22 protein-coding genes and 1 pseudogene are annotated in these 24,297 nt (G+C 73.7%); 11 read left to right on the top strand and 12 right to left on the bottom strand.

Annotated elements, in window-relative coordinates; genetic code table 11:
* Nucleotides 1–165 precede the first annotated feature (165 nt).
* Nucleotides 166–399: a peptidoglycan-binding protein gene (locus ACIQTO_RS23095; protein WP_402391048.1), complete on the bottom strand. Its 234-nt coding sequence runs from the start codon at nt 397–399 to the stop codon at nt 166–168.
* A gap of 432 nt (nt 400–831) precedes the next feature.
* Here ACIQTO_RS23095 and ACIQTO_RS23100 point away from each other — a divergent pair, with 432 nt between their 5' ends.
* From ACIQTO_RS23100 to ACIQTO_RS23110, 3 genes are all read left to right on the top strand, one after another.
* Complete coding sequence (locus ACIQTO_RS23100; protein ID WP_402391050.1) at nt 832–2,340, top strand: TolB family protein; 1,509 nt, start codon at nt 832–834, stop codon at nt 2,338–2,340.
* Between the two features lie 198 nt (nt 2,341–2,538).
* A complete protein-coding gene (locus ACIQTO_RS23105) occupies nt 2,539–2,883 on the top strand; it encodes an SUMF1/EgtB/PvdO family nonheme iron enzyme (protein ID WP_402391052.1) in 345 nt (114 codons plus the stop codon).
* Between the two features lie 168 nt (nt 2,884–3,051).
* Entirely contained in the window at nt 3,052–4,122 is a 1,071-nt protein-coding gene (locus tag ACIQTO_RS23110; protein ID WP_402391055.1) for a DUF4190 domain-containing protein, read from the top strand.
* A gap of 121 nt (nt 4,123–4,243) precedes the next feature.
* On the opposite strand, the gene ACIQTO_RS23115 is transcribed toward ACIQTO_RS23110, so the two are convergent.
* From ACIQTO_RS23115 to ACIQTO_RS23125, 3 genes are all read right to left on the bottom strand, one after another.
* Nucleotides 4,244–5,098, bottom strand: coding sequence for an SDR family oxidoreductase (locus ACIQTO_RS23115; protein WP_402391058.1), 855 nt, complete (start codon nt 5,096–5,098; stop codon nt 4,244–4,246).
* Nucleotides 5,099–5,220: 122 nt separating this feature from the next.
* The gene (locus ACIQTO_RS23120) at nt 5,221–5,760 is read right to left on the bottom strand and encodes a hypothetical protein (RefSeq protein WP_402391060.1); all 540 of its coding nucleotides are present in this window, start codon (nt 5,758–5,760) and stop codon (nt 5,221–5,223) included.
* A gap of 205 nt (nt 5,761–5,965) precedes the next feature.
* Complete coding sequence (locus tag ACIQTO_RS23125) at nt 5,966–6,484, bottom strand: MarR family winged helix-turn-helix transcriptional regulator (protein WP_402391062.1); 519 nt, start codon at nt 6,482–6,484, stop codon at nt 5,966–5,968.
* A gap of 513 nt (nt 6,485–6,997) precedes the next feature.
* Here ACIQTO_RS23125 and ACIQTO_RS23130 point away from each other — a divergent pair.
* Together ACIQTO_RS23130 and ACIQTO_RS23135 are read left to right on the top strand one after the other, a co-directional pair.
* Nucleotides 6,998–8,233, top strand: coding sequence for a cytochrome P450 (locus tag ACIQTO_RS23130; RefSeq protein ID WP_402391065.1), 1,236 nt, complete (start codon nt 6,998–7,000; stop codon nt 8,231–8,233).
* 84 nt (nt 8,234–8,317) lie between these two features.
* Nucleotides 8,318–8,716, top strand: coding sequence for a DUF4440 domain-containing protein (locus ACIQTO_RS23135; RefSeq protein WP_402391068.1), 399 nt, complete (start codon nt 8,318–8,320; stop codon nt 8,714–8,716).
* Nucleotides 8,717–8,860: 144 nt separating this feature from the next.
* On the opposite strand, the gene ACIQTO_RS23140 is transcribed toward ACIQTO_RS23135, so the two are convergent.
* Nucleotides 8,861–9,160 (bottom strand): DUF4193 domain-containing protein, encoded by a 300-nt coding sequence (locus ACIQTO_RS23140; RefSeq protein ID WP_380571985.1) that lies wholly within the window; start codon nt 9,158–9,160, stop codon nt 8,861–8,863.
* A gap of 456 nt (nt 9,161–9,616) precedes the next feature.
* Between ACIQTO_RS23140 and ACIQTO_RS23145 the strand changes: the two genes are divergently transcribed.
* The gene (locus tag ACIQTO_RS23145) at nt 9,617–10,270 is read left to right on the top strand and encodes an RDD family protein (protein WP_402391070.1); all 654 of its coding nucleotides are present in this window, start codon (nt 9,617–9,619) and stop codon (nt 10,268–10,270) included.
* A 77-nt stretch (nt 10,271–10,347) separates the two neighbouring features.
* Here the strand turns inward: ACIQTO_RS23145 and ACIQTO_RS23150 are convergent, their stop codons facing one another.
* Complete coding sequence (locus tag ACIQTO_RS23150) at nt 10,348–11,778, bottom strand: FAD-dependent oxidoreductase (RefSeq protein ID WP_402391073.1); 1,431 nt, start codon at nt 11,776–11,778, stop codon at nt 10,348–10,350.
* A gap of 544 nt (nt 11,779–12,322) precedes the next feature.
* Between ACIQTO_RS23150 and ACIQTO_RS23155 the strand changes: the two genes are divergently transcribed.
* Entirely contained in the window at nt 12,323–13,546 is a 1,224-nt protein-coding gene (locus ACIQTO_RS23155; RefSeq protein ID WP_402391076.1) for a saccharopine dehydrogenase family protein, read from the top strand.
* Nucleotides 13,547–13,736: 190 nt separating this feature from the next.
* Here ACIQTO_RS23155 and ACIQTO_RS23160 read toward each other — a convergent pair whose 3' ends face one another.
* The gene (locus ACIQTO_RS23160) at nt 13,737–15,851 is read right to left on the bottom strand and encodes a HelD family protein (protein ID WP_402391078.1); all 2,115 of its coding nucleotides are present in this window, start codon (nt 15,849–15,851) and stop codon (nt 13,737–13,739) included.
* A gap of 260 nt (nt 15,852–16,111) precedes the next feature.
* Between ACIQTO_RS23160 and ACIQTO_RS23165 the strand changes: the two genes are divergently transcribed.
* On the top strand, nt 16,112–17,203 hold the full coding sequence (locus ACIQTO_RS23165) for a VWA domain-containing protein (RefSeq protein WP_402391081.1): 1,092 nt from the start codon (nt 16,112–16,114) through the stop codon (nt 17,201–17,203).
* Between the two features lie 200 nt (nt 17,204–17,403).
* On the opposite strand, the gene ACIQTO_RS23170 is transcribed toward ACIQTO_RS23165, so the two are convergent.
* The 3 genes from ACIQTO_RS23170 to ACIQTO_RS23180 form a co-directional block, all read right to left on the bottom strand.
* Complete coding sequence (locus ACIQTO_RS23170; protein ID WP_402391084.1) at nt 17,404–18,030, bottom strand: hypothetical protein; 627 nt, start codon at nt 18,028–18,030, stop codon at nt 17,404–17,406.
* A 121-nt stretch (nt 18,031–18,151) separates the two neighbouring features.
* Entirely contained in the window at nt 18,152–19,171 is a 1,020-nt protein-coding gene (locus ACIQTO_RS23175) for an aldo/keto reductase (protein WP_402391085.1), read from the bottom strand.
* 146 nt (nt 19,172–19,317) lie between these two features.
* Nucleotides 19,318–20,277 (bottom strand): alpha/beta hydrolase family protein, encoded by a 960-nt coding sequence (locus ACIQTO_RS23180; protein WP_402391088.1) that lies wholly within the window; start codon nt 20,275–20,277, stop codon nt 19,318–19,320.
* Nucleotides 20,278–20,471: 194 nt separating this feature from the next.
* On the opposite strand from ACIQTO_RS23180, the gene ACIQTO_RS23185 reads away from it, so the two are divergent.
* From ACIQTO_RS23185 to ACIQTO_RS23195, 3 genes and pseudogenes are all read left to right on the top strand, one after another.
* Nucleotides 20,472–21,065: a TetR/AcrR family transcriptional regulator gene (locus ACIQTO_RS23185; RefSeq protein WP_402391091.1), complete on the top strand. Its 594-nt coding sequence runs from the start codon at nt 20,472–20,474 to the stop codon at nt 21,063–21,065.
* Between the two features lie 173 nt (nt 21,066–21,238).
* Nucleotides 21,239–21,754: a hypothetical protein gene (locus tag ACIQTO_RS23190; RefSeq protein ID WP_402391094.1), complete on the top strand. Its 516-nt coding sequence runs from the start codon at nt 21,239–21,241 to the stop codon at nt 21,752–21,754.
* A gap of 57 nt (nt 21,755–21,811) precedes the next feature.
* A pseudogene (locus ACIQTO_RS23195) lies at nt 21,812–22,665 on the top strand (amidase family protein); the annotation flags it as partial.
* Between the two features lie 83 nt (nt 22,666–22,748).
* Here the strand turns inward: ACIQTO_RS23195 and ACIQTO_RS23200 are convergent.
* A complete protein-coding gene (locus ACIQTO_RS23200) occupies nt 22,749–23,282 on the bottom strand; it encodes a peptidylprolyl isomerase (RefSeq protein WP_402391096.1) in 534 nt (177 codons plus the stop codon).
* 137 nt (nt 23,283–23,419) lie between these two features.
* A complete protein-coding gene (locus ACIQTO_RS23205; RefSeq protein ID WP_402391098.1) occupies nt 23,420–24,184 on the bottom strand; it encodes a hypothetical protein in 765 nt (254 codons plus the stop codon).
* Nucleotides 24,185–24,297: the final 113 nt, after the last annotated feature.

Consider the following 24,297-nt stretch of genomic DNA (forward strand, 5'->3'; position numbering starts at 1 on the left):
GACCCGCCGTCCACCAGGTACCCCCCGTGCCCGCCCCGCCGTTACGGCGACACTGTAGGCCCAACCGGTGCTACTGAGAGGCGACTTCACCGCATCGGAGGAGTCCGGTCCCGTCCGCCGGCGACCGCCCGTCCGGGGACGTGGACGGTCCTGTGCCGCCGCGTGCTACGGGAAGTGGGCGAACCCCTTGGCGTCGAGTCGGCTCGCGAGGGCGTCCAGGGTCTCCTGGGGGACATCGTCGAAGCCCTGCGCGGCGGGCGTCTGCCCGAGACCGTTGGTGGCCTGGAACGATGTCAGTGCCGCGCGCGTGTCGTTCCCGAACACGCCGTCGAGGCCGTTGGGGTCGACGCCCAGGTCCTCCAGGGCGGTCTGCACCCCGATCGCCAGGTTCAGCGGCACGGGGAAGTTCCCCGATCGCATGGTGGCGTCGAGCGTCCGCGACTCACTGCGCTTCTCCTGGTCGGCGCACGCGGGTGCGCGGCCCCCGGCCGTCGACGCGCGTGCTGCCTCAGCCGCCGAACGGCCACGGCAGGGGGACGGGGATCGCCGGGGACCCCGGGACGACGGGCGGTGGTGCCGCGCAGCACATCCGGCGGGCCGGGCCGGGCAGGTGGGCGCAGGTCGGCCCGGCCGCCCCGGGCGCCACCGAGTACCCCGCCGAGGTGTTCCGGTACCGCCCGTGACCCCCGTGCGGGATACGCCCGTTGGCGTATCTTCCGCCGGGATCACCCGTGGCCGTTGACCGCCGTGCCCCCCGGCGGATTGGCTCTCCTGAGGCCCGCCGCCGGGAGGGAGCCCGGCCGGGCGATCACCAGGGGAAGGACAGATCTCATGGCACGCAGGACCCGAACCACCCGTCACCGGTGGCTGGCCGGCGGCGGAAGCATCCTCGCGGCGGCCGCCGTGCTCGCCGCGACCGCCGCGCCCGCCCAGGCCCGGCCGTTGGCGCGCGGCACCGTCCAGGTCAGTGTCGGGCTGAACGGCGCCGTGCCGGACGACCAGTCATGGAGCCAGGCGGTCAGCGCCGACGGCCGCTACGCCCTGTTCACCTCGTGGGCCAAGAACCTGGTGTCCCAGCCCGCGAAGAGCGGTCGCGATGCCTACGTCCGCGACCTGCGGACCGGCCGTACCGAGCGGGTCAACCTCTCCGACGACGGCCAGGCGCTGGACGGTTTCACCGACTACGTCTCGATCAACGCCGACGGCCGCTACGTCGCCTTCGAGAGCGAGGCCGAGAACGTGGTGCCCGGCCTGCCGGTCCAGGGCCGCACCGAGGTGTACGTCCGCGACCGCAGGACCGGCCGCACCGAGCTGATCAGCGGTGCGCCCACCAACACCGACACCGACCGGTTCCACTCCTCGTACGCGCCCTCGGTCAGCGCGAACGGCCGCTACGTGGCCTTCGTCTCCAGCCGGACCGACCTCGTCCCGGACTACCCGGCCGCCGGCTCCTCGCTGGCCAGGCCCTACACCTGGGACTACAACATCTACGTCACCGACCGCTGGACCGGGAAGACCCGTCTGGTGACCCTCGGCGTGGACGGCAAGCCGGGCGACAGCATGTCCCTCAACCCCACGATCAGCGCCGACGGGCGCACCGTGGGCTTCACCTCGCTCGCCGGCAACCTGCTGCCCGCCGAACAGACCCCCGCGCTCGCCGCCGCGGCCGCCGCCCAGGGCGCGGCCGCCGATGTGGAGCCGGCCCCGAACGCCGTCGCGGCCGCGCCCGGCGGCGCCCGGCCGAACCTGTCCCGGCCGACGACCGGCGCCTACTACACCTTCGACGTGCGGTCCGGCCGGATCTCCGCCGCGAGCCTCGACCCCGAGGGCAAGCTCGGCTACGCGAGCTTCGACGCGACGATCAGCCCCGACGGGCGGCGCGCGATCTACGCCCTGCCCGAGCCCGGCGGCTCGACCAACGGCCACCGCTACCACACCGTGCTGTACGTCCGGGACCTCAGGAAGGGCACCGTCACGAAGATCAGCGGGGGCCTGCCCGGCACCGAATCGGTCGGCTCCTCCAACCACGGCCGGATCACCGCCGACAACCGCTGGGCCTACTTCGCCTCCGCCGCCGACAACCTGGTGGCGGGCCCGCAGCACACGGGCTGGGACGTCTACCGCCACGATCTGCGGACCGGCCGCACCGAGCGGATCTCCACCGCGCCGGACGGCTCGCTCGGTAACGGGTCCTCGATCGACCCTGTCGTGGACGCCGACGGCGACACGGTGGTGTTCGGCTCGACCAGCGGCAACCTGCTCGGCGGCGCCGGCGGCCCGGAGAACACCGGCTACCAGGTCTTCGCCCGCCCCACCGGTCAGCACGGCGACGACGACTGAGACCGGACCCGCCGCCCCTGCGGTGGGGGCGAAGCGACCCGCCCCCACCGCACGGCGGTTGTGCGCCCGTGGGCCCGTCCGGCCGGATCGTGCACCGGGTGGCGCACCTGCTGACGCACCTGCCGACGGGCCGGGTGCCGGCCGGCCGCGCGGCGTGTCGGCACGGCACCCCGCAGCGGGTGACGCACCGTCGGTGCCGTGCCGACCACCGCGCAGCGCGCGCTCCCGGCGCCGGCCCGGGGAATGACGTGGATCCCGGGTGGTTCCGCCCTGATCGGCTCGAACGGCTGCTGTCCGGAGGAACGGCCGGTGCACCCGGTCGTGGTGGACGGCTTCTGGATGGACGAGCACCCGGTCACCGCGGCCGCGTTCCGCCGCTTCGTGAAGGCGACCGGCTACCTGACCGTGGCCGAGCGCCGGCTGGACCGGCGGACCACCCCGGCGCCGCCCCGGGCCCGTCGCGCCGGCCCGGTGGACGAAGCGGCCGCCGTCACCGGCGGGACCCCGTGGTGTCGGTGCTGTCACCGGGCCCCTGTATGTTGATCACCCGCCGACCCGTCGGTGTCCTGTCCCGCGGCGCTGACGTGCGGGCTCGGCCCGGGCCGGTGCCGCCGCGCGGAATATGGGTCGCTCTCACCGGGGAGCCAGGACAGACTTCGGCGTCGGGGCTGAGTATCAGCTCGCCATCCCACCGTGCTCGAAGGATCTCGTATGACCACTCCTGCCCTGCCCGACAGCCCGCAGCCCGCGGAGGGGCCGGCCGACCTCAACCCGTGGGCCCCGCCGAGCCCGGGTCAGGGCGAGGGCCGGAGCGAGGGCGGCGGCGAGGCTCAGGGCCAGGGCGAGACTCCCGGCCCTGTCCCCGGCCCGGCTGCCCCCGTCCTTGCTGCCCCCGTCCCCGCTCCCGGCGAGGCTCCGGGGGCGCCGTACTGGCCGCCGTACGCGATGCCGGCGCCGCCGCCGCGCAACGGCCTGGGTACCGCGGCCATGGTGCTCGGCATCGTCGGGACGGTCCTCGGCCTGGCCATCATCCTGTTCTGGCTGTCCTGGCTGCCGGCGCTGCTCGCCGTGATCTTCGGCGCCATCGGGCTCGGCAACGTGCGCAAGGGCCTGGCGACCAATCGGGGGATGGCGCTCGCGGGCGTGATCCTGGGCATCGGCGGCCTGCTGGTCTCGGTCGGCGCGGGGGTCTTCGTGGTGTCGCGGGTGCAGGTGGTCGCCGACGAGCAGCGGGCGGAGCGCAACGCCGCGCGGGCCCGCTCCGACGCCGCGATCGAGGCCGCCGAGGAGCGCGCCGCGAAGGAGCGGGAACGGATCGAGGCCGAGCGGAAGAGACTGGAGGCCGAGCGGGAGAAGGAGGCCGCGGACGAGCGGGCCCGGCGCCTGACGTTCGGCCAGTCCTACACCTACGGCGACGGGCTGAAGGTCACGATGGCCGCGCCCGAGCCGTACGCCCTGCGCGGGAACGTGACCTCGGCCCCCAAGAACGCCAAGGTCGTCCAGATCAGGATCACCGTCGTCAACACCGGGTCCGCGCCGGTCTCGCTCGACGGGTCGGGGATGCCCGTGGTCAGGGACGCCAGGGGCAATCTCGTCTTCATCCTGATCGACGGAAGCGGACGGATGAAGCTTCTCAGCGGTTCCCTCGCCCCCGGTCAGGAGGCCACCGGGCTGTCCGCGTACGCCCTGCCGGAGGACGCGGCCGACCCGTTCTCGGTCAACTTCGTCTACGGCTCCACCGGGCAGCGCAAGAACGTCGTCTGGTCCGGCTCGGCCGGCTGACCGGACCGCGCGACGATCACCGCCGCCCGGCCCGCTTCGGCGGGCCGGGCGGCGGTGATCTTTGATGACCAGGGCCCGGGTGCCGCGGCGCCGGTGTCGCCGCGGCACCCGGCGACCGGAGCTACTGCCGGAACTGGCCGCCGTGTTCGTGCAGGAAGGCGTCCAGGGTGCGGGGCGGGCGGCCGAGGATGTCGGCGACCGTGCCGTTGGGGGTCTCGGGTCGGGCGACGGCGAGCAGCTGGATCTCGGTCACGTGCTCGGCGAGCCAGGCGGGCATGTGGGCCCGCTGGACGAGGTGGTCGCGCAGCTCGTGCGGGGTGAGGTTGATGTAGCGGATCTCTCTGCCGGTCAGGGCGGCCAGCCGGGAGGCGAGTTCGGGATAGGACACGGCTTCCGGGCCGGTGAGGCCGTACGTGCCGCCGGCGATGCCGGGCCTGGTGAGCGCGGCGGCGGCGACGTCGCCGATGTCGCGGCAGTCGACGTAGTTGCAGGGCGCGTCGCCCATCGTGCCGAGGATGACGCCCTGGGCGACGGTGGGGGCCAGCCGCAGCAGGTTCTGCATGAACGCGTAGGGACGCAGGACGGTGGAGGTGAGCCCCGAGGCGCGCAGGTGTTCCTCGACGGTGTGGTGCCCGCGGGACACCGCGACGGGGGAGTCGGGTTCGGCCGCCGGCGCGGAGATCTTGACGATGTGCCCGATGCCGCTCCGGGCGGCGAGGTCGATGACGCGGGTTTCGAGTTCGACCTGCGCGGGGCCGTTGGCCATCGCGAGGAAGAGCGCGTCGGCGCCCTTGAAGGCGGTGCGCAGCGACTCGGGGTCGGCGGCGTCGGCGTACTGGACCTCGACGAGTGAACGGGGTGCGTCGGCCAGACCGGGCAGCGGCCGCTGCGGGGTACGGGTCAGCGCGCGCACGGGTTCGCCGAGTGCGAGGAGACTGTGGACCACGGCGGTCCCGGTCGCTCCGGTCGCTCCCATGACAACGATCATCGGTGTTCTCACTTCGTGGTGGGTTCCCGGCGGCGGGTGCCGCCGGAGTGGGCCCGGTGGTGCCGGGCCGGTGGTGCGGGTGGTGCGGGTGGGGCCGGCGCCGGGGTGGGCTACGGCCGGGACGTGCCGGTGGTGCTGCGCCAGCGCAGGCTGACGATGGTGGTGGCGAGGACCGCGGAGACCGGCAGGTCGATGCGCAGGCGGTCCAGCCAGGGGCTGCCGGGGACCGCGGTGTGGGCGGGCAGCCACTGGGCGGCGAACCACCCCAGCAGGGCCGCCGTGCCGGCGGTCGCGACGACGAGGACGACGGTCAGGACGACGCGCGGTACGGCGACGGTCCAGCGCCGCGGCCGCCCGCCGCGCCGCAGCCAGGCGCCGACCAGGAACGCCACCACGGCGGAGGTGCCGGCGATGGACGTGCACGCCGCCACCGCGAGCTCCCGCTGCCCGGTGACGACTCCGGCGGTGCCGGCCATCAGCGCGGGGGCGGCGTAGGCGGTCAGTACCTCACGCCACAGGACGAACGGCCGGGAGGCCGCCCGGCTCCGGCCGCCTCTGCCGTTCACCGCGGTGTCGTTCACCCCGGGGTCGTTCCGTGCCCGGTCCTTCGAAGCCGGGTCCTTCACCGAGGGGTCCTTCATTGCGGGCATGCGGGCCTCTTTCTCGTCGGCGTGCGGAAAGTGAAGGTTGCTTCGGGGCGGACGGCGGGCCTGCCCCGGTCAAGTAATTAGGTGGCTAACTATTGGTCCGTGAAAAGGGCCCTGCCCGGAGGGCGGGGCCAGGTCGGCCGGGGGTCGGGTCGGTCGGCCGGGAGGTCGAGCCGGTCGTTCGAGCCGGGAGGGGGCCGGGGGTGGGTCAGTCGGCGGCCAGGGCCGTGCTTCCGCGTACCACGCGGGCCAGCAGGTCCAGGAACACCGCGCGTTCCTCGACGCTGAGTCCGCCCACCATCGCCTCCAGTCGCCCGAAGTGCTCGGGCGCCATGTCGCGCAGGCGCTGCGCGCCGCGGGCCGTCAGGATGGCCACCGTGCCCCGTCCGTCCTCCGTGGACGGGCGCCGGGCGATCAGGCCCTCGCGTTCCAGTCCGTCCAGCAGGCCGGTGATGGTGGCCCTGGAGACGTCCAGGTCCGCCGCGAGGCGCGAAGGGGACTTCTCCCCGCCGTGGGCTTCCAGGTCGGCGAGCAGGCGGTAGCGCCCCGTCGACAGGCCGAACCTGGCGAAGTGCGCCTCGGCCGCCCGGCCGACCCGCGCACCCGCCGAGATCAGCCGTACCGCGACCAGCACCGCCTGGGGGTCGGCCTCCAGGCCGTAGTGTTCGACCTGCCGTCTGGCCTGATCCAGGGTGGGTGCCTCGTGGTCGGCCCCGTCTCGCGTCATGAAAGTAATATGGCACCTAATTACTCGGGTCGTCAAGGCGGGCGGGAGGCCCCGGCGATCCGGGCGCTGCCCGCACGGGTGGCCGGGGTGCGCCCGGAGCACACGGACACGGCCGCCGAACCGGCCGGGCGCCTGAACGGGCGCCGGCCCGACCACGCCGTTCCGGGGCAGACGGTCATCCGGCCGCACGAGACCGGCTCCGCGCGCACGTCCAGGGCCGGTCATGCCGTTGCGGCGGACGGTTCGGCCGCTCGCTCGGCTCCGGGGCCGGCCCGGCGACGGAAGCGCCGCCGTGCGGGGCGCCGAAGGCGCAGGTGGGCCGGTGCGGTGGGGCGCGGCCGCGCCGGCCGGACGGGCCGAAGCGGCCGTACGGTACGGAAGGCGGGCGTGCGGGGCGCCGTTGACGGCCGCGTCCGGCCGCCCTACAACGAACACGTGGACCTCTGGCACGGTAGGCCGGGGCCAGTGACGCCGCCCCGCCCGGGCGCCCCGTGAACCCCGAGGAGCAGGCCCATGACTCCGGACGAGCTCGGCTGCCCCGTACTCGACATGGCCGCCGAAGCCCCGCACCGGCAGAACGCCCGGCTCCGCTCCGCCGGGCCCGCCGTGCGGGTCGAACTCCCCGGCGGCATCGTCGCCTGGTCCGTCACCCGGTCCGAGGTGATCCGGGCCCTGGCCGGCGACCCCCGGGTCTCGCGGGACCCGCGCAAGCACTGGCCGGGGCTGGCGGACGTGCCCGAGGGGTGGCCACTGGCGCCCCTGGCACTGCAGCAGACCTTCTTCAACCTCTACGGGAGCGAGCACCGCGCGGCCCGGCGGCGGATGACCCCCTCGTTCGCGCCCCGCCGGGTGACCGCGCTGCGCCCCCGGATCGAGGCGATGGCCGCCGAGCTGATCGGTGCGATCGGCCGACTCGCCCCGGGCGAAGCCGTCGACATCCGCCGGGCGCTGTCGCTCCCGTTGACGATGACGGTGATCTGCGACCTCTTCGGGGTGCCCGCCGCGATGCGGCTGCCGCTCGGCAGGGCGATGGACAGCCTGCTGATCACGGCGTCGACGCCGGACCGGATCCGGGTCGCCCAGGTGGAGATGGACGCGCTGCTGACCGAGCTGCTGCACCTCAAGCGCCGCGAGCCCGGACCGGACCTCGCCAGCGACGTGGCCGCCGTCCCCACCGGCGAGGCGGAGCCCACCGAGGAACAGTCCCGCGACACCCTCTTCCTGATGATCGGCGCCGGCTACGAGACCGCCGTCAACCTGATCACCAGCGCCCTCCAGGCCCTGCTGACCCACCCCCGGTACCTCACCCTGGTCCACGGGGGAGCCCTCGGCTGGGAGGACGTCATCGAGGAGACGCTGCGTCACGAGGGCCCGGTGATGCACCTCCCGCTGCGCTACCCGCTGGAGGACATCGACCTCGGTGAGGGCGTCGTCCTCCGCCGGGGCGAGCCGGTCCTGCTGGCCTTCGGCGCCGCCGGCCGCGACCCGGAGGTCCACCCGGACAGGCCGGACGACTTCGACCCGACGCGCCCCGTCAAGGACCACCTGGCCTTCGGCCACGGCCCGCACTTCTGCCTGGGCGCCCCGCTGGCACGTCTGGAGGCGGAAGTGGCCCTGGACGGCTTCTTCGGCTCCTACCCGAACGCCGTCCTCCGGGACCAGGACGGCCCGCCTGCCGCGCGGCTGCGGTCCGCCGTCGTCAACGGCCCGGCCGAACTCTGGATCGTCCCGCCCCCCGCCCCCGCGTGACGATCGGTGCAGGTGGATGGTGGCCGCCTGCCGGTTGCCGGTACCGGCCCGGGACCGCCGCCCGCCCGGTGCTACCGTCGCGCCATGTCCAAGTCTGAGATCGACATGGTGACCGCCGAGTTCTTCGGCTCCTTCGACAACCGGGGCGGCGGGGCCGCCGACGTCGACCGGGTCCGCCGCTTGATGCTCCCGGGCGGTGTGATCGTCCTGACCGGCCCGGCGTTCGCCGTCTACACCGTGGAGGAGTTCATCGAGCCCCGCCGGCGGCTGCTGACCGAGGGCCGGCTGGTCGAGTTCTCCGAGTGGGAGACCTCCGAGCGCACCGAGATCGCCGGCGACATCGCGTCGCGGTTCGGCGAGTACCGCAAGTCGGGGATCCTGGACGGCGAGCCGTACGAGGGCGGTGGGACGAAGACCATCCAGTTCGTCCGCACTCCGGAGGGCTGGCGGATCGCGGCGTTCTCCTGGTTCGACCAGCCCTGATCCCCTGGTCCCCTGGCCCTCCGAGTGGCGGGCCGGGCGGTCGGCCGGCGCAGGGCTGACCGCCGGCGCCCGGCCGGGCGGGTCACCACCGGCGGGGGAGGCGCGCTTCCCTCCCCGCCACCGGCGGGAGTGGTCTGCCGTCGGTCAGTCGCAGTCGAGGCAGATGGGCTGGCCGTTCTTCATCCGCGAGAGCCGGCTGCGGTGGTGGACCAGGAAGCAGTTCACACAGGTGAACTCGTCGGACAGCATGGGCTGCACGGTGACGGTGAGTTCCTCGCCCGAGAGGTCGGCGCCGGGCAGCTCCACGCCGTCAGCCGATTCGAGCTGGTCGACGGCGTCGATGGCGGCGGAGGAGGTGTCGGTGCGGCGGGTCTTCAGCTCCTCGATGCTGTCGTGCGACCCGTCGTCGTCGGTCTTGCGGGGGGCGTCGTAGTCGGTTGCCACAGCTGGTCCCTTGTTGTCGTGGTTGAAGTTTACGTCGTGTGCGATGTGGTCGTGCCGGCCCGGGGACAGCGAGTGTTCCCCGGCTGCCGGGTGGAGGCCCGGCGGGGGTGGGGCGGGGTGGGGACGTACGAGGACGGTTCGGGCGGTCGAAGTGCGGGACGGTGGTGGCCGGGGTGCCACGCGCGTCCGACGCGGCTGTTGATCATGCCATGAAGTCCGCCCGGATCCCGCCGGCCGCGCTCCCGACTCCGGGTGCGCGCCACTCCTTGAGCGGCGGGCCGGCCCGCGCGGGACCGGGCGCGTGCCGCGGGACGCCAACCCGTACCGGCCGCCCTCGGTGCGTGACCGGGCGGCGCGTCCTCGCTGTTCATATAACGGTTGGCCTCAAGGACTTCCTAAAAGATCGCCGGAGCCACTAGACCCGAGGGACAAGCCGCCACGAGACGAGGCAGGACCATGACGAACCCACCCCCCGGTTACGGCTATCCGTCGGACCAGAACCCCTATGACAAGCAGCCTCCGCCGGCCCAGTCGGGCTACGGAGTCCCGCAGGGCCCGTACGACCCGCAGCCCGGAGCCGGCCACCCGCAGGCCGGCCACCCCCAGGGTACCCCCGGTTACCCGCCGCCCGGTTACCCACAGACCGGCCCCGGTTACCCGCAGGCCGGACCGGGGTACCCGCCGCCGGGCAGCCCCGCCCTGGCCACGCCCGCCGACCGGTTCCTGGCCCGTCTGATCGACTTCGGGGTGCTGCTGATCCCGTTGATCGTGATCCAGCTCACCGTCACGGCGGCGGCCGGCTCGATCCTGAGCGCCGTCGTCGGCGCCGTGGTCGTCTTCGGCTACGAGGCGGTGATGATGCTCACCCAGGGCCAGCAGTCCGTCGGCAAGAAGGCGATGAAGCTGCGGGTGGTCTCGGCGCTGCACGGCGGTCGTCCCTCCGACAACGACCTCTGGGCCCGCAGCGCGGTCTACGGGCTGCCCCAGGCGCTCTACTGCATCGGTTCGCTGTTCTCCCTGGTGAACGTGTTGTCGCTGCTGTGGGACAAGCCGCTGCAGCAGTGCTTCCACGACAAGGCGGCCAAGACCGTGGTGGTCAAGGAGGCCTGAGCGCCGGCCGGTCGCCCCGGCAGGAGCGACGGAGCCCGGTCACCCGCGGACCGGGCTCCGCGCGCCGGGCCGTCCGGTCAGCATGTGCGGGGGGCGACCGGCTCCGTGGCCCCCGGCACCGGTCCGTCGGCCCGGGCGGCCGGCGGGGTGCGGCGCCGCAGGCCCGCGCGGAGGACCTTCAGCAGGACCGAGGGCGCGAAGAGCACGCTGGGCGGCGCGACCATGTTGGCCACCCTGGCGAACCGGGACCACACCCGCGGGTCGTGCACGGCCACCGCGAAGACCTGGGTGTTGTACCAGTGGGCGATCCGGGCCGAGGCCGGCCGTTCGCGCGGGTTCCACATCAGGTCGGAATTGCTCGACAGGGTCCAGGGGACGAGCAGCAGACGCGCGAGCCGGCGCTGGTACCCGCGGCTCAGCCCGTCCAGCCCCCCGCCCGCGGTCCGGCGCGCGGACAGCACGCGGTGCAGCAGGCGGGCCTCCAGCGCCGCCACGGTGAGCCCCTGCCCGTACACCGGGTTGAACACGCAGACCGAGTCGCCGACGGCGAGCAGCCGCTCGGGCCAGTCCTTGACCCGGTGGTACTGGCTCCACTGGTTGTTGGGGTTGACGTACCGGTGGGTGGGCTCCGGGTGAGTGCGGTGCTCGATCAGGTCGGCCAGCCGGGGGTTCGCCAGGCTGCGGGCGAAGTCGAGGTAGCCCTGGTCGTCGGTCGGCGGCACCTGCTCGTCGAAGCCGAACAGCGAGCACGTCCAGCGGTTCCGTTCGACGGCGAGGATGACGCCCCCGCGCGGGATGTCCGGCGCGAACGTCATCTGGTAGGCGGCGTCGAAGTCCGGCCGGTCCTGCTCCGGCCTGGCGAAGTTCATCGAGGTGTAGGTGATCCTCGCCTTCACCACGCGCCGCTCGGGCACGGTCACGCCCAGCGCTTCGAGCCGGCCGTCCAGGCCGCCGGCCCGCCCCGAGGCGTCGACCACCAGGTCCGCCTCCAGACGGGTCGGTTCGGCGGACCCGGCCGTGCGGTACAGCACCCCGGTCACGGCACCGGGGCGCTCCGCCAGCAGGCCCTCGCACCGTGCCGAGGCCAGCAGCGTCACCCCGGGCAGCGCCAACACCCGGCGCCGCAGGCGGCGTTCCAGCTCGTCCCGGGTGAACGACTGGATCAGCACGCCCGTCCGGTGCCGCAGGGCGTAGCCGGCCGGCTGGAGGAAGCTCATCCGCTCCCCGTAGTCGTAGACCGGCGCGCCGAGGTCGAGCAGCTCGGCGCGCAGCCCGGGGAAGAGCGTCTCCAGGATCTCCGCGCCCTTGGCCAGCATGGCGTGGGCGTGGTTGCCCTGCGGGGCGTGCGGGTGGACGCCGGTGTGCTCGTCCACCTCGTCCCGCTCCAGGACGACGACCTCGCGGAAGCAGCCGGTCAGCACGCGGGCCGTCACCAGACCGCTGAATCCGCCGCCGATGACCACGGCCCGGTTCCAACGGTCGTCCGACCCGTGCGTACGCGTTCCCATCGATCCCCTCCTCCGACGGCCGCCCGCCCGTCTCCGCACCAGGGTGCAGGGGTACCGGGGCGGCTGACCAGAGGGAGGGTGGCTCACTGCTTCCGCACGCTCCCGCCGTGCTTCCCGCGCGCCCCCCGTCGCGCCGGGGCGGTCCGCCCGCGAAGGGGCGCGGGGCACGGGCGCTCCGCTTCCTGTCACGCTCTCCGGCCGCCGTCCGTCGGAGCGGTGAGAACAACGGCAGAGCCTTTCCGGGGCCCTCCTGGGGGGCTCCGGGGGAGCCGGTGCCGGGCCGGTCGTTCGGCGACCCCTGGACGTGGTCCGGCCGGCCGGGCAGGACCTGGCACCGCCACCCCGGGCCGTGCCCGTTCGGGACCTGAACGGGCACGGCCCGCGGCAGCGCCGGCGGTGGCGGCGCGGGCCCCGTTCCGATCGGTGCCGGCCGGATCGGCGCGGGCCCCGCGCCGGCCGTCGTCCGGCCGACCGCGGTTGACGCCGCGGCCGCCCGGTCCCTAGCGTGAGGCGCTCCTTCGTTACCAGTGGGTAGGGATTTCTCATGGATGCCGAACGTCCGTACGACCTGGTCCTGTTCGGTGCCACCGGCTTCACCGGCGCGCTGACCGCCGAGTACCTGGCCCGGCACGTGCCGGCCGGCTGCCGCTGGGCACTGGCCGGCCGCGACCGGGCCAAGCTGGAGGCGCTGCGCGCGCGTCTCGCGACCCTGGACCCCGGCTGCGCCGGCCTGCCGCTGCTGGCCGCCGACGCCGCCGACCCCGCCTCGCTGCGGGAGGTGGCGGCCGCGGCCCGGGTGGTGGTCTCCACCGTCGGCCCCTACCTCCAGCACGGCGAGCCGCTGGTGGCCGCCTGCGCGGACGCCGGCACCGACTACCTCGACCTGACCGGCGAGCCCGAGTTCGTCGACCGGATGTACCTGCTGCACCACCGCCGGGCCGTCGAGACCGGTGCCCGGTTGGTGCACTCCTGCGGCTTCGACTCCGTTCCGCACGACCTGGGGGTGCTGTTCACCCTGGAACGGATGCGTGAGCGCGGTGCCCTGCCGGACGGTGCGGCGGTCTCCGTGCGCGGCTTCGTCCGGGCCGGCGGGACGTTCTCCGGTGGCACCTTCGCCTCGGCGCTGACCGTGATGTCCCGTCGCGGGGCGGCCGCCCGGGCGGCCCGGGCGCGCCACGCCGCCGACCCCGGGCCGGCCGACCGCACGATCAGTGTCACCGCCGGACCGGTCCGGCGGTCGGCGGAGGCCCGCGCCTGGGCGGTGCCGCTGCCCACCATCGACCCGCTGGTGGTCGCCCGCTCGGCCGCGGCACGGCCCGACTACGGCGGGACCTTCCGCTACGGCCACTACGCGGCGGTCCGGCGGCTGCCGGTGCTGCTGGCCGGTGGTGCCGGCCTCGCCCTGCTGGCGCTCGCCGCGCAGCTGCCGTCACTGCGGCGGACGCTGACCCGCCTGCGCAAGTCCGGCGCGGGGCCCAGTGCCGAGCAGCGCGCCGACTCCTGGTTCACCGTCCGCTTCGTCGGCGAGTCCGGCCCCGGGCGCCGGCTCTTCACCGAGGTGTCCGGCGGCGACCCGGGCTACACCGAGACCGCCAAGATGCTCGCGGAGTCGGCGCTCAGCCTCGCCTTCGACGAACTCCCCGCCACCGCCGGCCAGGTCACCCCGGCGGTGGCGATGGGCACCGCGCTGATCGACCGGCTGACCGCCGCAGGCCTGCGCTTCACCGTCCTGGACGCCCCGCCGGCCGCCGCCCCGAGCCGGGGGTAGGGGCGCGTCCGGGGCGCGGGTGCGGTCGGGGGCCACGCCGACGGGCCGGCCGGGCTCGGTGGACCGACCGCCCTCGCGGATGCCGCCCCGCACGGCACCGGGCCGGGCCCGGGCCCGGCGCAGCGGTTGCCGACGCCGTGGTCGCCGGCGCAGCGGCCGCCGGGGGAGCGGGACTCTCCCGCCCGCACGCTCAGGGGCCGGCCGGGTCGTGCCCCGCCTCCGCGGTGGGCGGGACGGTGATCGTGCACAGTCGCTTGGTGGCCCGGGTGAGCGCCACGTACAGGTCCCGCTCACCCCCGGGGCGGGCGGCGGTGATCCCGTCCGGGTCGACCACGACGGCGGCGTCGAACTCCAGGCCGCGCGCCTGTGAGGCCGGCACCAGGCGGGCGTGCCGCTCGATCCCGGCGGCCGCGAGCCACGCCGTCCGGTCATCGGCGCAGATCACCCCGGTCAACTCGCCCGGGTGCGCGGCGGCTTGCTCGCGCAGCTCCCGCAGGAGAGTGCCGAGGAGCGACTCGGGGGCCGCGGCGAGGGTGCGCGGCACCTCGCCGCGCCGGATCGACCGGACCGGTGGCCGGTCCGGGGCGATCCGGGCCAGCAAGTCCTCGGTGGCGGCGAGGATCTCCTGCGTGGTCCGGTAGCTGACGGTCAGGGTGCGCAGGTCGAAGCGCCGTCCGAGCTCCGGTCCGAGTGCCTCCTTCCAGTCCCGGGCCGCCGTCGCCGGGCCCGCCTGGGCGAAGTCCCCGACCAGCGTCATCGACCGGCCCGGGCACCGGCGCACGACCATCCGCCAGTGCATCGCGGTGAGTTCCTGCGCCTCGTCGACGACGACGTGTCCGAAGGTCTGCCCGGGCGGACCGTCGACCAGGCTCGCCGCCTCGTCGAGCAGCGGCACGTCGGCGTCCGTCCAGGGCGCGTCGGGCGTTCGCCGCAGCAGGGCCCGCTGGTCGTCGGTGAACTCCCGCGGGTACCCGGCCGGCGCGTCGCCGTCCGTCAGCAGGGCGCGGACCACGTCGCCGGGCGTGAGGCGCGGCCACAGCTCCTCGACGGCCCGGTCGACCGAGGCATCGTCCAGGAGGTCGGCGCGCAGGGCGTCGGCGTCGAACTCGTCGGCACCTGCGGTGGGCGCGTCGTCCAGGCCGAGGCGCCGCAGGTCCGCCGCCGCGACCCGGTCGAGATCGAGACCGGTCAGCTGGGCGACCTGGGCGTCGATGGCCTCGAGCGCCTCGGCGCCACCGCGGGCGAACTCCCGGACCAGGGCGTCGACCAGCAGCTCCTTGAACAGCCCGCGGGCCCGGTTGTGCGCGAGGGTGCCGGTCCGTGCCGACTCCCGCGCCAGTGCGACGTCCTCGTCCGGCAGCCGGATCCACTCCTGTCCGACCCGGACGGCGAAGTCACCGCCCGGGGCCTGCCGCGAGCGGACGACGGCGGCCAGCGCCCCGGCCAGCGCGGCGCTCCCCTTCAGCCGCGCCACCGCGAAGGACTCCGCGGCGACCGGTACGACGCCGGCCAGTTCCTCGCACGTGGCCAGGACGACGTCGTTCTCCCCGAGCGAGGGCAGGACCTGGCCGATGTAGTCGAGGAACCGTGCGTTCGGCCCCACGACGAGCACACCGTGCTCGGCCGCCTTCGGGAACGCGTACAGCACGTACGCGGCGCGGTGCAGCGCCACCACCGTCTTCCCGGTGCCCGGACCGCCCTGCACCACCGTCACCCCGCGGTGCGGCGACCGGACGATCGCGTCCTGCTCGGCCTGCAGCGTGGCGACCGCCGCACCCATCCGGCCGGTGCGCCTCGCCTGGAGGGCCGCCGTCAACGGGCCGTCGCCGATCACGTCCTGTCCGGTGGGCGCGGAGTCGTCGAGCAGTTCGTCGCTCACCCCCACCACCGTGCGGCCCGCCAGGCGCAGATGGCGGCGCCGCCGCAGCCCCATGGGATGAACCGGCGTCGCCTCGTAGAAGGGCCGCGCCGCCGCGGCCCGCCAGTCCATCAGCACCGGCAGCTCGTCCGCGTCCCGGTGCAGCCCCAGCCGCCCGATCCGCAGCGCCGTCCCGTCCGCCAGGTCGATCCGGCCGAACACCAACCCCTCCTCGGCGCCCTCCAGTCGACGGATCTCCCCGGCCAGCCGCCCGGCCGCCACCTCCCGCTCGTAGGCCCGGCCCGCGCCGTCGGGCGGCGACGCCAGTACCCGCGCCAGCTGCTCCCGTGCCCCGGCCAGCCGCTCGTCGAACAGCTCGGCTATCACGGAGACCTGAACGCGCTCACGCTCCACCTCGCGCGCGGCAGCATCGTCGATCTGAGACAAGAAAGGCCCCCTCCGCCCAACTCCACCACTATTTCGAGGCGTCACTATGCAGACGTATTCCGGAAAAGTAAATGTTGACCGAACCCGGCGGATCGTGTCCTCCGGAGCGCCGGCCCGCCCGCCCGCGTTCCGGTGCCGGGCGGGAGTATCCGCGCGACCCCGGCTCCGAACGGAATGTCAGTGCCGGCTCATAGAGTGGAATCAACGTCGGAGGGAACGCCGGAAGGCGTCGGAAGAGCGTTGGGCAAAGGGGTAGAACCATGGCTGCGAACAGGATCAAGCACAAGGTCAACCACGTCTCGCTCGTGGTCGACAAGTCCGGCTCGATGCGCCAGCACGAGGCGCAGCTGGTGCGCGTGGTGGACGAGTTCGTGAAGGGCCTGCAGGAGGAGTCCGACCGCCTCGGTCACGAGACCCGGATCAGCCTCTACGCCTTCGACCACGAGGTGCAGAACCTGGTCTGGGACATGGACGTCAAGCACCTGCCCTCCCTGAAGGGCCTCTACAAGGTCGACGGCGGGGCGACGGCGCTGATCGAGGCGGCCGTGAAGTCCGTCGACGACCTCAAGAACATCTGGGAGGGGTACGGGGAGCACTCCTTCCTCCAGGTCGTCGTCACCGACGGCGAGGAGAACGCCTCCGGCTGCTCGGAGAGCGGCCAGATGCACATCCGGATGGGCGGCGGCCAGGGCACCGCCGTCCTGCGCGGCTGGATGGACCGCATCCGGAGCGCCATGGACCACCTCCCCGACCACTGGACCTCGGCGATCCTGGTCCCCAACTCCCTGGCCAAGCGCACCGCCCAGGAGTACGGCTTCCCCGCGGGCAACATCGCGATCTGGGACGCGGACTCCAGCAAGGGCGTCGAGGAGGCCATCGGCACCGTCAAGGCGGCCGCCACGAGCTTCCTGCGGGGCCGCGAGCAGGGCGTGCGCGGCACGAGGAACCTGTTCACGATGGGCCAGGACTTGAGCACCGCCGAGGTGAAGGCCAATCTCGACGCGCTGGACAGCGGCACCTACATCCTGGTCCCGGTCGACGAGCAGAGCCCGATCCGCGACTTCGTCACCAGCTCCGGGCACCCCTACAAGACCGGCTGCGCCTTCTACGAGCTGTCCAAGCGGGAGAAGATCCAGGGCCGGAAGCAGCTCGCCGTGGCGGAGCGGGACGTCGCCACCGGCCGTATGACGGGCCGGGTGTTCTCGGGTCCGGCGGCCCGCCGGCTGCTCGGCCTGCCGGAGTCGGAGGTCACGGTGAAGCCGGGCGACAATCCCGCCTACACCGTGTTCGTCCAGTCGACCTCCGTCAACCGGAAGCTGGTGCCGGGGACGAAGCTGCTGGTCCTGCTGTAGCCGGGGGCGGGTATCCGGCCACTGCCGCGCCCCGGCCGTTCCCGCCGTTCCCGCCGCTCTGTCGCCCACCGCTCGACCGCCTCTGACCGCCCTGCCGGGAGGTCCACCGGTCCGGTCCCGCCGTTCATTCGGTGGAGCCGGAATTCGGTGTTCTCGTCGAGGTGTTCTCGTCGAGCTTCCGGATATCGGGCGATCGCGTTCTACCGCGGCGTCGAGCCGGCGTCCGGAGGGCCCATCGTGGCGGTGGCATCGAGACCCCTCAGGGGTTTGCCGACTTCGTACGCCACCAGAATGCCCCCGGCCAGCTTCGCGACAGCGTCCTTCAGTTCCTTCGACGCCGTTCCTTCCTTTGTCGTCGTGACCTTGATCCCGGATCCGTCCGGAAGGAGGCCCACGGTGTGCACGGGTGCGGGTAGCCGGTCCGACTTCATGGCGTCGGCGATCCGTCGGAGTGCGGGATCGACGGTCCTTCGCGAGTACTGGCACCTCCGGATCTCGGCACGGGAGGTGTCGATGTCCGGATGCGCCTTCGCCGCCGCTTCGATGAGCGCCCGCGCCCGCTCCTCGCCGGTGGCGAACAGGATGACACGCCCTCCCGCCACGTCCAGTTGAAGCGTGCCGAAGGTGTCCGCGAAATCCGCGCGTCCCTGGTCTCCGAGCGCCGATTCCAGCTTCTGCAGGGCCGCCTCACCGGGGTCGCTCCGCGAAAGCGGCGAGGCGGGCGCTCCGTCGCCCGTGACCGGTGCCGCGACGCTGCCGCACGCGCTGAGCAGGAGGATCAGGGGAAGGGCCGTCGATCGTACGGCCAGCGCGCGGTGCCGTTTCACGTCCACTGTCCTTGCTGTCGGTCGGAGGGGTACCTGCGAGGCATCCTGCCATTCCAAGCCGGTGGTGCGGGAAGCTTCTTGTCCATCGGACCCGACGGGAAGGGCCGCGAGCCGTGCGGGGTCAGCGGCGGCGCAGTGACGGGTCGAGCAGTGCGGGCGGGGTGTCGTTCTTCTCGTGGGCGGCGAGGTCGACGCCGGGTGCCACGACGGCGTCGATCGCGTCCAGCACGTCGGCCGGCAGAACGGTGTCGGCGGCGGCGAGTTGCGCGTGCAGGTGCTCCAGGGCGCGGGGGCCGATGAGCGCGCCGGTCACGGCGGGGTGCGCGGTCACGAAGCCGAGTGCGAGCTGGATCATGGTCAGGCCGGCGGCGTCGGCGATCCCTGCCAGCCGCTCGACCGCGTCGAGCCTGGCCCGGTTGGACGCGACGGTGGTGTCGAAGCGCTGCGGCATGAACGTCGAGCGGCTGGTGGTGATCTCGCGGCCCTCGCGGACCGCGCCGGACAGCCAGCCCGAGGCCAACGGGCTCCACACCAGCACACCGAGGCCGTACTCCTCGGTCACGGGCAGGACATGGGTCTCGATCCCGCGCTGGAGGATCGAGTAGCTGGGCTGTTCGGTCACGTAGCGGCTCAGGTGGTGCTCGCGGGCGGCCCACTGGGCCTGCACGATGCGGTGGGCGGGGAAGGTCGAGGAGCCGAAGTAGCGGATCTTCCCGGCGCGTTGCAGGTCGGTGAGGGCGGACAGCGTCTCCTCGTCTCCGGTGCTCGGGTCCCAGCGGTGGATCTGGTACAGATCGACGTGGTCGACACCGAGGCGGCGGAGGCTGTTCTCCAGCGCGGTGACCAGCCAGCGCCGCGAGCCGCCCCGGTGGTTGCGCTCCTCGCTCATCGGCATGCCGACCTTCGTGGCGAGCACGAGGTCGTCGCGGCGGCCGGCGACGGCCCGGCCGACCAACTCCTCCGACTCGCCGCCGCTGTACAGGTCGGCGGTGTCGATGAGGTTGATCCCGGCTTCGAGGGCGGCGTCGACGAGGGCGGTGGCCTCGTCCTGGGTGGTCCGCCCGAGCCGGCCGAAGTTCATCGCGCCGAGCGCGAGGGAGCTGACCTGGACACCGGTGCGGCCCAAGGTGCGGTACTGCATGGCTGTGTTCCTCCATGACGGATTGACGGATCGACGGACGGGCGGGTGGGCGGATCGACGGGTGGACGGCTCGCCGAGGTGCGGGGCCGGCCGGCTGGTGGGCGGGAGGGCGGCGGAGTCCCGATCCGGTCCCGCGCCGCGGTGGGTCACTTGGACTCGACCCGTCCGAGCGGGTCGGGTCCGGCGGCGAGCAGCTCCCGCGCCGCGCGCCAGCTGAGGTCCCCGGGGTGGAGCTGGGAGCGGAGGTAGGCCCAGGTGAGTCGTTGGACGGCGGCGACCCGTGCTGGGTTCTCGTCCGTGGTCTCGGCGACGTCGTAGCCGGAGACCCCGCCGAGACCGTGCCCCGCGCCGAACAGGGTGAGCAGGGACTTGGGGCCCGGGGCGAGGACGTACGGGTCGCTGTGCCAGGCCGCGCCGCGGACCGTCAGGTGGGGGGAGGAGTCGTGGTCGCCGGCGACGACGAGCGCGGGTGTCGTCATCCGGGAGAAGTCCGTGGTCAGGAAGAACGGGTAGTTCTCGGCGGTGGACCGGGTGAGGGCGTCACCCCCTCGGCCGGGTGCGGCGAGCAGCACGCCCGCCGTGATCCGGGGCTCGGTCAGGTCCACCTCCGCGCCGCTGTGGGGGTCGGTGAGCCGGGCGCCCAGCAGCAGGCTCGCGGTGTGCCCGCCCATCGAGTGTCCGGCGACGGCCACCTTGCTCCGGTCCAGGCGTCCGGGGAGCTGTGGCACAGCGGCCTCGATCAGGTCGAGGTGGTCGAGGACGCGCGTCATGTCCTCGGCCCGTGACCGCCAGTACAGCGGCGCCCCGGGGGTGTCGGGGTCGAGGCGCAGCGTTCTCGAGCTCAGATGGGTGGGCTGGATGACGACGAAGCCGTGCGCCGCCCAGTAGTCGGCGAGCGGGGCGTAGCCGTGCAGTGAGGAGAGGTGGTGGGAGGGTCCCTGGCCGTGCGAGAGGAGGATGACCGGCAGGTCGCTTCCGGTCGCCGGGGCGGAGACCCGCAGGTGCAGGTCCACCGCGCGGCCGGGGGCCGGCAGGACCAACGGGCCGACCGAGAGGACCGGAGTGGGTTCGCCGACGGTGTCGGGCGGGTGGGTCGATGCAGTCATGGGATGGCCTTTCCCTTCCCGCGGCGTGCTGCCGGCCTCGTACGGCCGGTGGCGGGGGAGGCGGACGGGAGGGACCGCTTCGGCTAAGCTCAAAGCGGAACCTTGTTCCAGATACGATACGGAACAAGGTTCCGCTTGGTCAATCGCCGAATCGCCGAATCGTCGTCGAAGTCATCGTCCGGACGGAGAACGTGGTGTCCACTGCAGGCCAGCCCGCCGAGGTGCCGACCCGAGGCAAGCGGGCCGACGCGCTGCGCAACCAGCAGGCGCTCCTCGCCGCCGCCGCCGAGGTGTTCGCCACCTCCGGCATCGACGCGCCGATCCGCGCGATCGCGGCCCGGGCCGGCGTCGGCGTCGGGACGATCTACCGCCACTTCCCGGCCCGGGCGGACCTCGTCGTCGCCGTCTACCGCCATCAGGTCGAGGCCTGTGCCGAGGCCGGTCCGATCCTGCTGGCCGCCGGCGACTCCCCCCTCACGGCGCTGCGTCAGTGGGTGGACCTCTTCGTCGACTTCCTGGTCACCAAGCACGGGCTCGCCAACACCGTGCAGTCGGACAGCGGCTTCGACGCGCTGCACTCCTACTTCCTCGACCGCCTGGTGCCCGTCTGCTCCCAACTGCTCGACGCCGCGGTCGACGCCGGCGAGATCAGGCCCGGTACGGAGGCCTACGAACTGATGCGCGGCATCGGCAACCTCTGCATCGGGCGCGACAGCGACCCCCGCTACAACCCCCGCCGACTGATCGACCTGCTGCTCCAGGGGCTGCGGGGACCACAGTCGCCCTGAGGCCGCGCCGACCACCGCCGGCGCCGACCGCGACGGCGCCGCGACGGACGGTGCGGCACGGTTCGGGCCGGTTCGGGCAGGGCCGGCGACCGGGCGGCGAACCCTCGCCCGGCCGCCGGCCGTAGTAGGGAGGAGGAGTACGGATCAGCCGGACCAACCCGCGGGAGTGACCGATGCCGAAGTACCGAGACGCCCACCGGATCACGGTGATCGGGGTGCAGGCCGAGTGGCCGCAGCGCGCCGTGGTGACCGTCCGGGGCGGCGGCACCGTTGTGGTGCCGGGAGTCCTCGGCGCCAGCGAACTGATCGACGCCGCGGACTGGGACCTCGCCGTCGAGTACGAACACGAGGGCGCCTGGGGGCCCAGTGTCCGTGCCGTCGTGGGCCGGTGGGAGGAGCGCGACGGCACCCGCAGCCAGGTGATCCGTTGCACCGACCGGGACGGGATCGGCAATCCCGGCGGCCGCAGCCTGGTCCTGCGGATCGACCGGGAGGACCCGCGCCCGCCGGCGGCCCCCGCGTCCGCGCCGGCCCCCTGGCGGGCCACCACGGAGTCGGCCGGCCGCCAGGAGGATCCGGCGCGGGGCGGCGCCCGGGTCAGCACCTCCGGCGCGGACCTGCCTCCGGTCCGGACCTCCGGGGCGACCACGGCCGCCCGCGGCTTCCCCACCGCCTCCGGCGGTTGGTAGGCCATGGCGCGAAACGGCGCTTCGTGACCTGTTCCGGAGGTCGTTACGGTCGGCCGCATGACGCGGAGCCATTCGACGGCCGAAGAGATCACAGCTGCCTTACGGGCCGGTGACGTGAGTTCGGCGGAACCGACGGACGAGGCGATCGCCCGCATCGAGCGGGACGACGGGGAGGTCAACGCGATCGGCGTACCGGACTTCGACCGTGCGCGGGCCGCCGCACGCGGTGTGGACCGGGCCGCCGCGCGCGCGAGGACCGGCCGCTGCTCGGCACTTCGGTGACGGTCAACGAGTCCTTCGAATTCCGACCGCGTCCGCGGTGCGGGCGGGCGCCGGGTGGCCGGCGCCCACGTCGAGTGGCAGAGCCCGTTGCTGCCCGATCCGACCGAAGCCGCGCTGCTCTGCACCCGGTTGCTGTTCTCGGCCTCCGTCGCCCGCGCTTCCTCGTCGAGTCGCACGAGCGGCTGCGGGCCCGCGCCGCGGGGCTGAGCGCGGAGGACCGGAGTCTCGACGCGGCGCGGCTGCGCGTCGTGGTGTCCGGCGGGCGTCACCGGATCGAGGCGGACGGCCGTCGTGAACTCCACCGCCACGGCCGGCGGCGGTTCTTCGCCGAGTTCGATGTCGTGGTCTGTCCGGTCACGCCCGCTCCCGCGTTCCCGCACGACCACCACCCCGATCCGCTGGCGCGCCGGATCGACGTCGACGGTGTCGGGTACCCGTACGTCGACCAGCGCGTCCGGGCCGGTCTGGCCACCATGCCCGGCTTGCCCGCCACCGCCGTACCGGCGGGCCGCGCCCCCGAGGGTCTGCCGGCGGGCGGGCAGCTCATCGGCCCGATGTCCGAGGACCGTACTCCGCTGCGGCCGGCCGAGCTGCTGGAGCGGAGGATCGGCGGCTTCCGGGCGCCGAAGGAGGGCGTAGCGCCGGGGTGGTGCCCCGGCCCGGGTCTGCGGGCCGGGCCGGGGCACCGGGCGTTCGTCCGCGGAACCGGGGATCAGCCCTCGCGGGATTCGATGGTGACCGACTCGATGACGACCTCGTTGACGGGGCGGTCCGTGCGGGGGTTGGTGGCGGAGGCCGCGATGGCGTCCACCACCTTCCTGCCGGCGTCGTCGGCGACCTCGCCGAAGATGGTGTGCTTCCCGGTCAGCCAGGTGGTCGGGGAGACGGTGATGAAGAACTGTGAGCCGTTGCTGCCCGGACCGCTGTTCGCCATCGCCAGCAGGTACGGCTTGGTGAAGGCGAGGTCGGGGTGGAACTCGTCGGCGAACTTGTAGCCCGGGCCGCCCTGGCCGTTGCCCAGCGGGTCGCCGCCCTGGATCATGAAGCCCTCGATCACCCGGTGGAAGACCGTGCCGTCGTACAGCCGGGCGGTCGTCTTCTGGCCGGTCTCCGGGTTGATCCATTCGCGCTCGCCCTGGGCGAGTTCGACGAAGTTCCGCACGGTTTTGGGGGCATGGTTCGGCAGCAGCCGCACCTCGATGTCGCCCTGGTTCGTCCTCAGTGTCGCGTAGAGCTGTTCAGCCACGATGTGCCTTCCTCGGCGGTGTCGGTGATGCCGTCACTCATCACATCGCCTGGGCGGGCCCGGGTACCGCGGTGTTCGCGGGAAGCGGACGTTCACCACCCGAACGAGGGACGGGAACAACTCCCGGTACCGCGCGGTCACATGTGGGAGCTGATCACGCCGCCGGCGCTGAGCACGATGTAGGAGCCGTTGGCGACGGCCCCGACGTCCTGCTGGTTGGTCTCCAGCGTGTCGTACACGGCGTTCTCGTTGCCGAGGATCTGTGCGCGGTACCGGAGTTCGCCGATCTTCGTGACCTTGGCCGTCCAGCCGCCCACGAGCTTGAAGGTGCCCGGTCCCTGGTGCTCGCCGCCCATCCAGGAGTGGACGTGGCCGTCCACCGAGAGCACGACGAACATGCCGTTGGCGTCCAGGCCGGCGTCGGCGTTGTGCGTCTCCAGCGTGGCGAGGACATCGCCCTTGTTGACGATCTTGGCGGAGTAGTTCTGGTTCCCGGTGTCCTGGATCTCGGCCGTGCTGCCGTCCACCAGGGTCTCGGTGCGCACCGGGGACTTCCCCTTGGTGCCGGTGACCGGTGCGGTGGCCGGCGCGGTGCTCCGAGGAGAGGAGGGCGAGGCGGCTGGCGCGGTCGGTGCGGTGGTGCCCTGCGCACCGGTCGGTGCGCCCGGAGCGGCGGTGCCCGGTGCGGCGGTGCCGGGTGCGGTGGGAGAACCGGGCGTGGTCGGCGGCGGGCCGACCGGTGCGGTGGTGCCCTGCGCGGCGGGGGTACTGGCCGCGGTGGTGCCACCCGCGTCGGTCGAGGAGCTGCAGGCCGTCGCGGCGGGGACGAGCAGAGCGGCTGCCAGGACGGTGCCGGCCAGGGAGCGGACGGTGGTGGCGCGGCGGGTCGTCGAGGGGGACATGCGGGTTCTCCTGAGCGAAGTACGGGTGAGGTCGCGCGCAGGGCCCGTTTCCTCTCGTGCGGGAACCGCCGGGCGTTGCGGCTGCGTGCACGATCGAATCTAGTGCGAACAAT

Origin of the sequence: Kitasatospora sp. NPDC091207 (genome assembly GCF_044768625.1) — a bacterium.
Lineage (GTDB): Bacteria > Actinomycetota > Actinomycetes > Streptomycetales > Streptomycetaceae > Kitasatospora.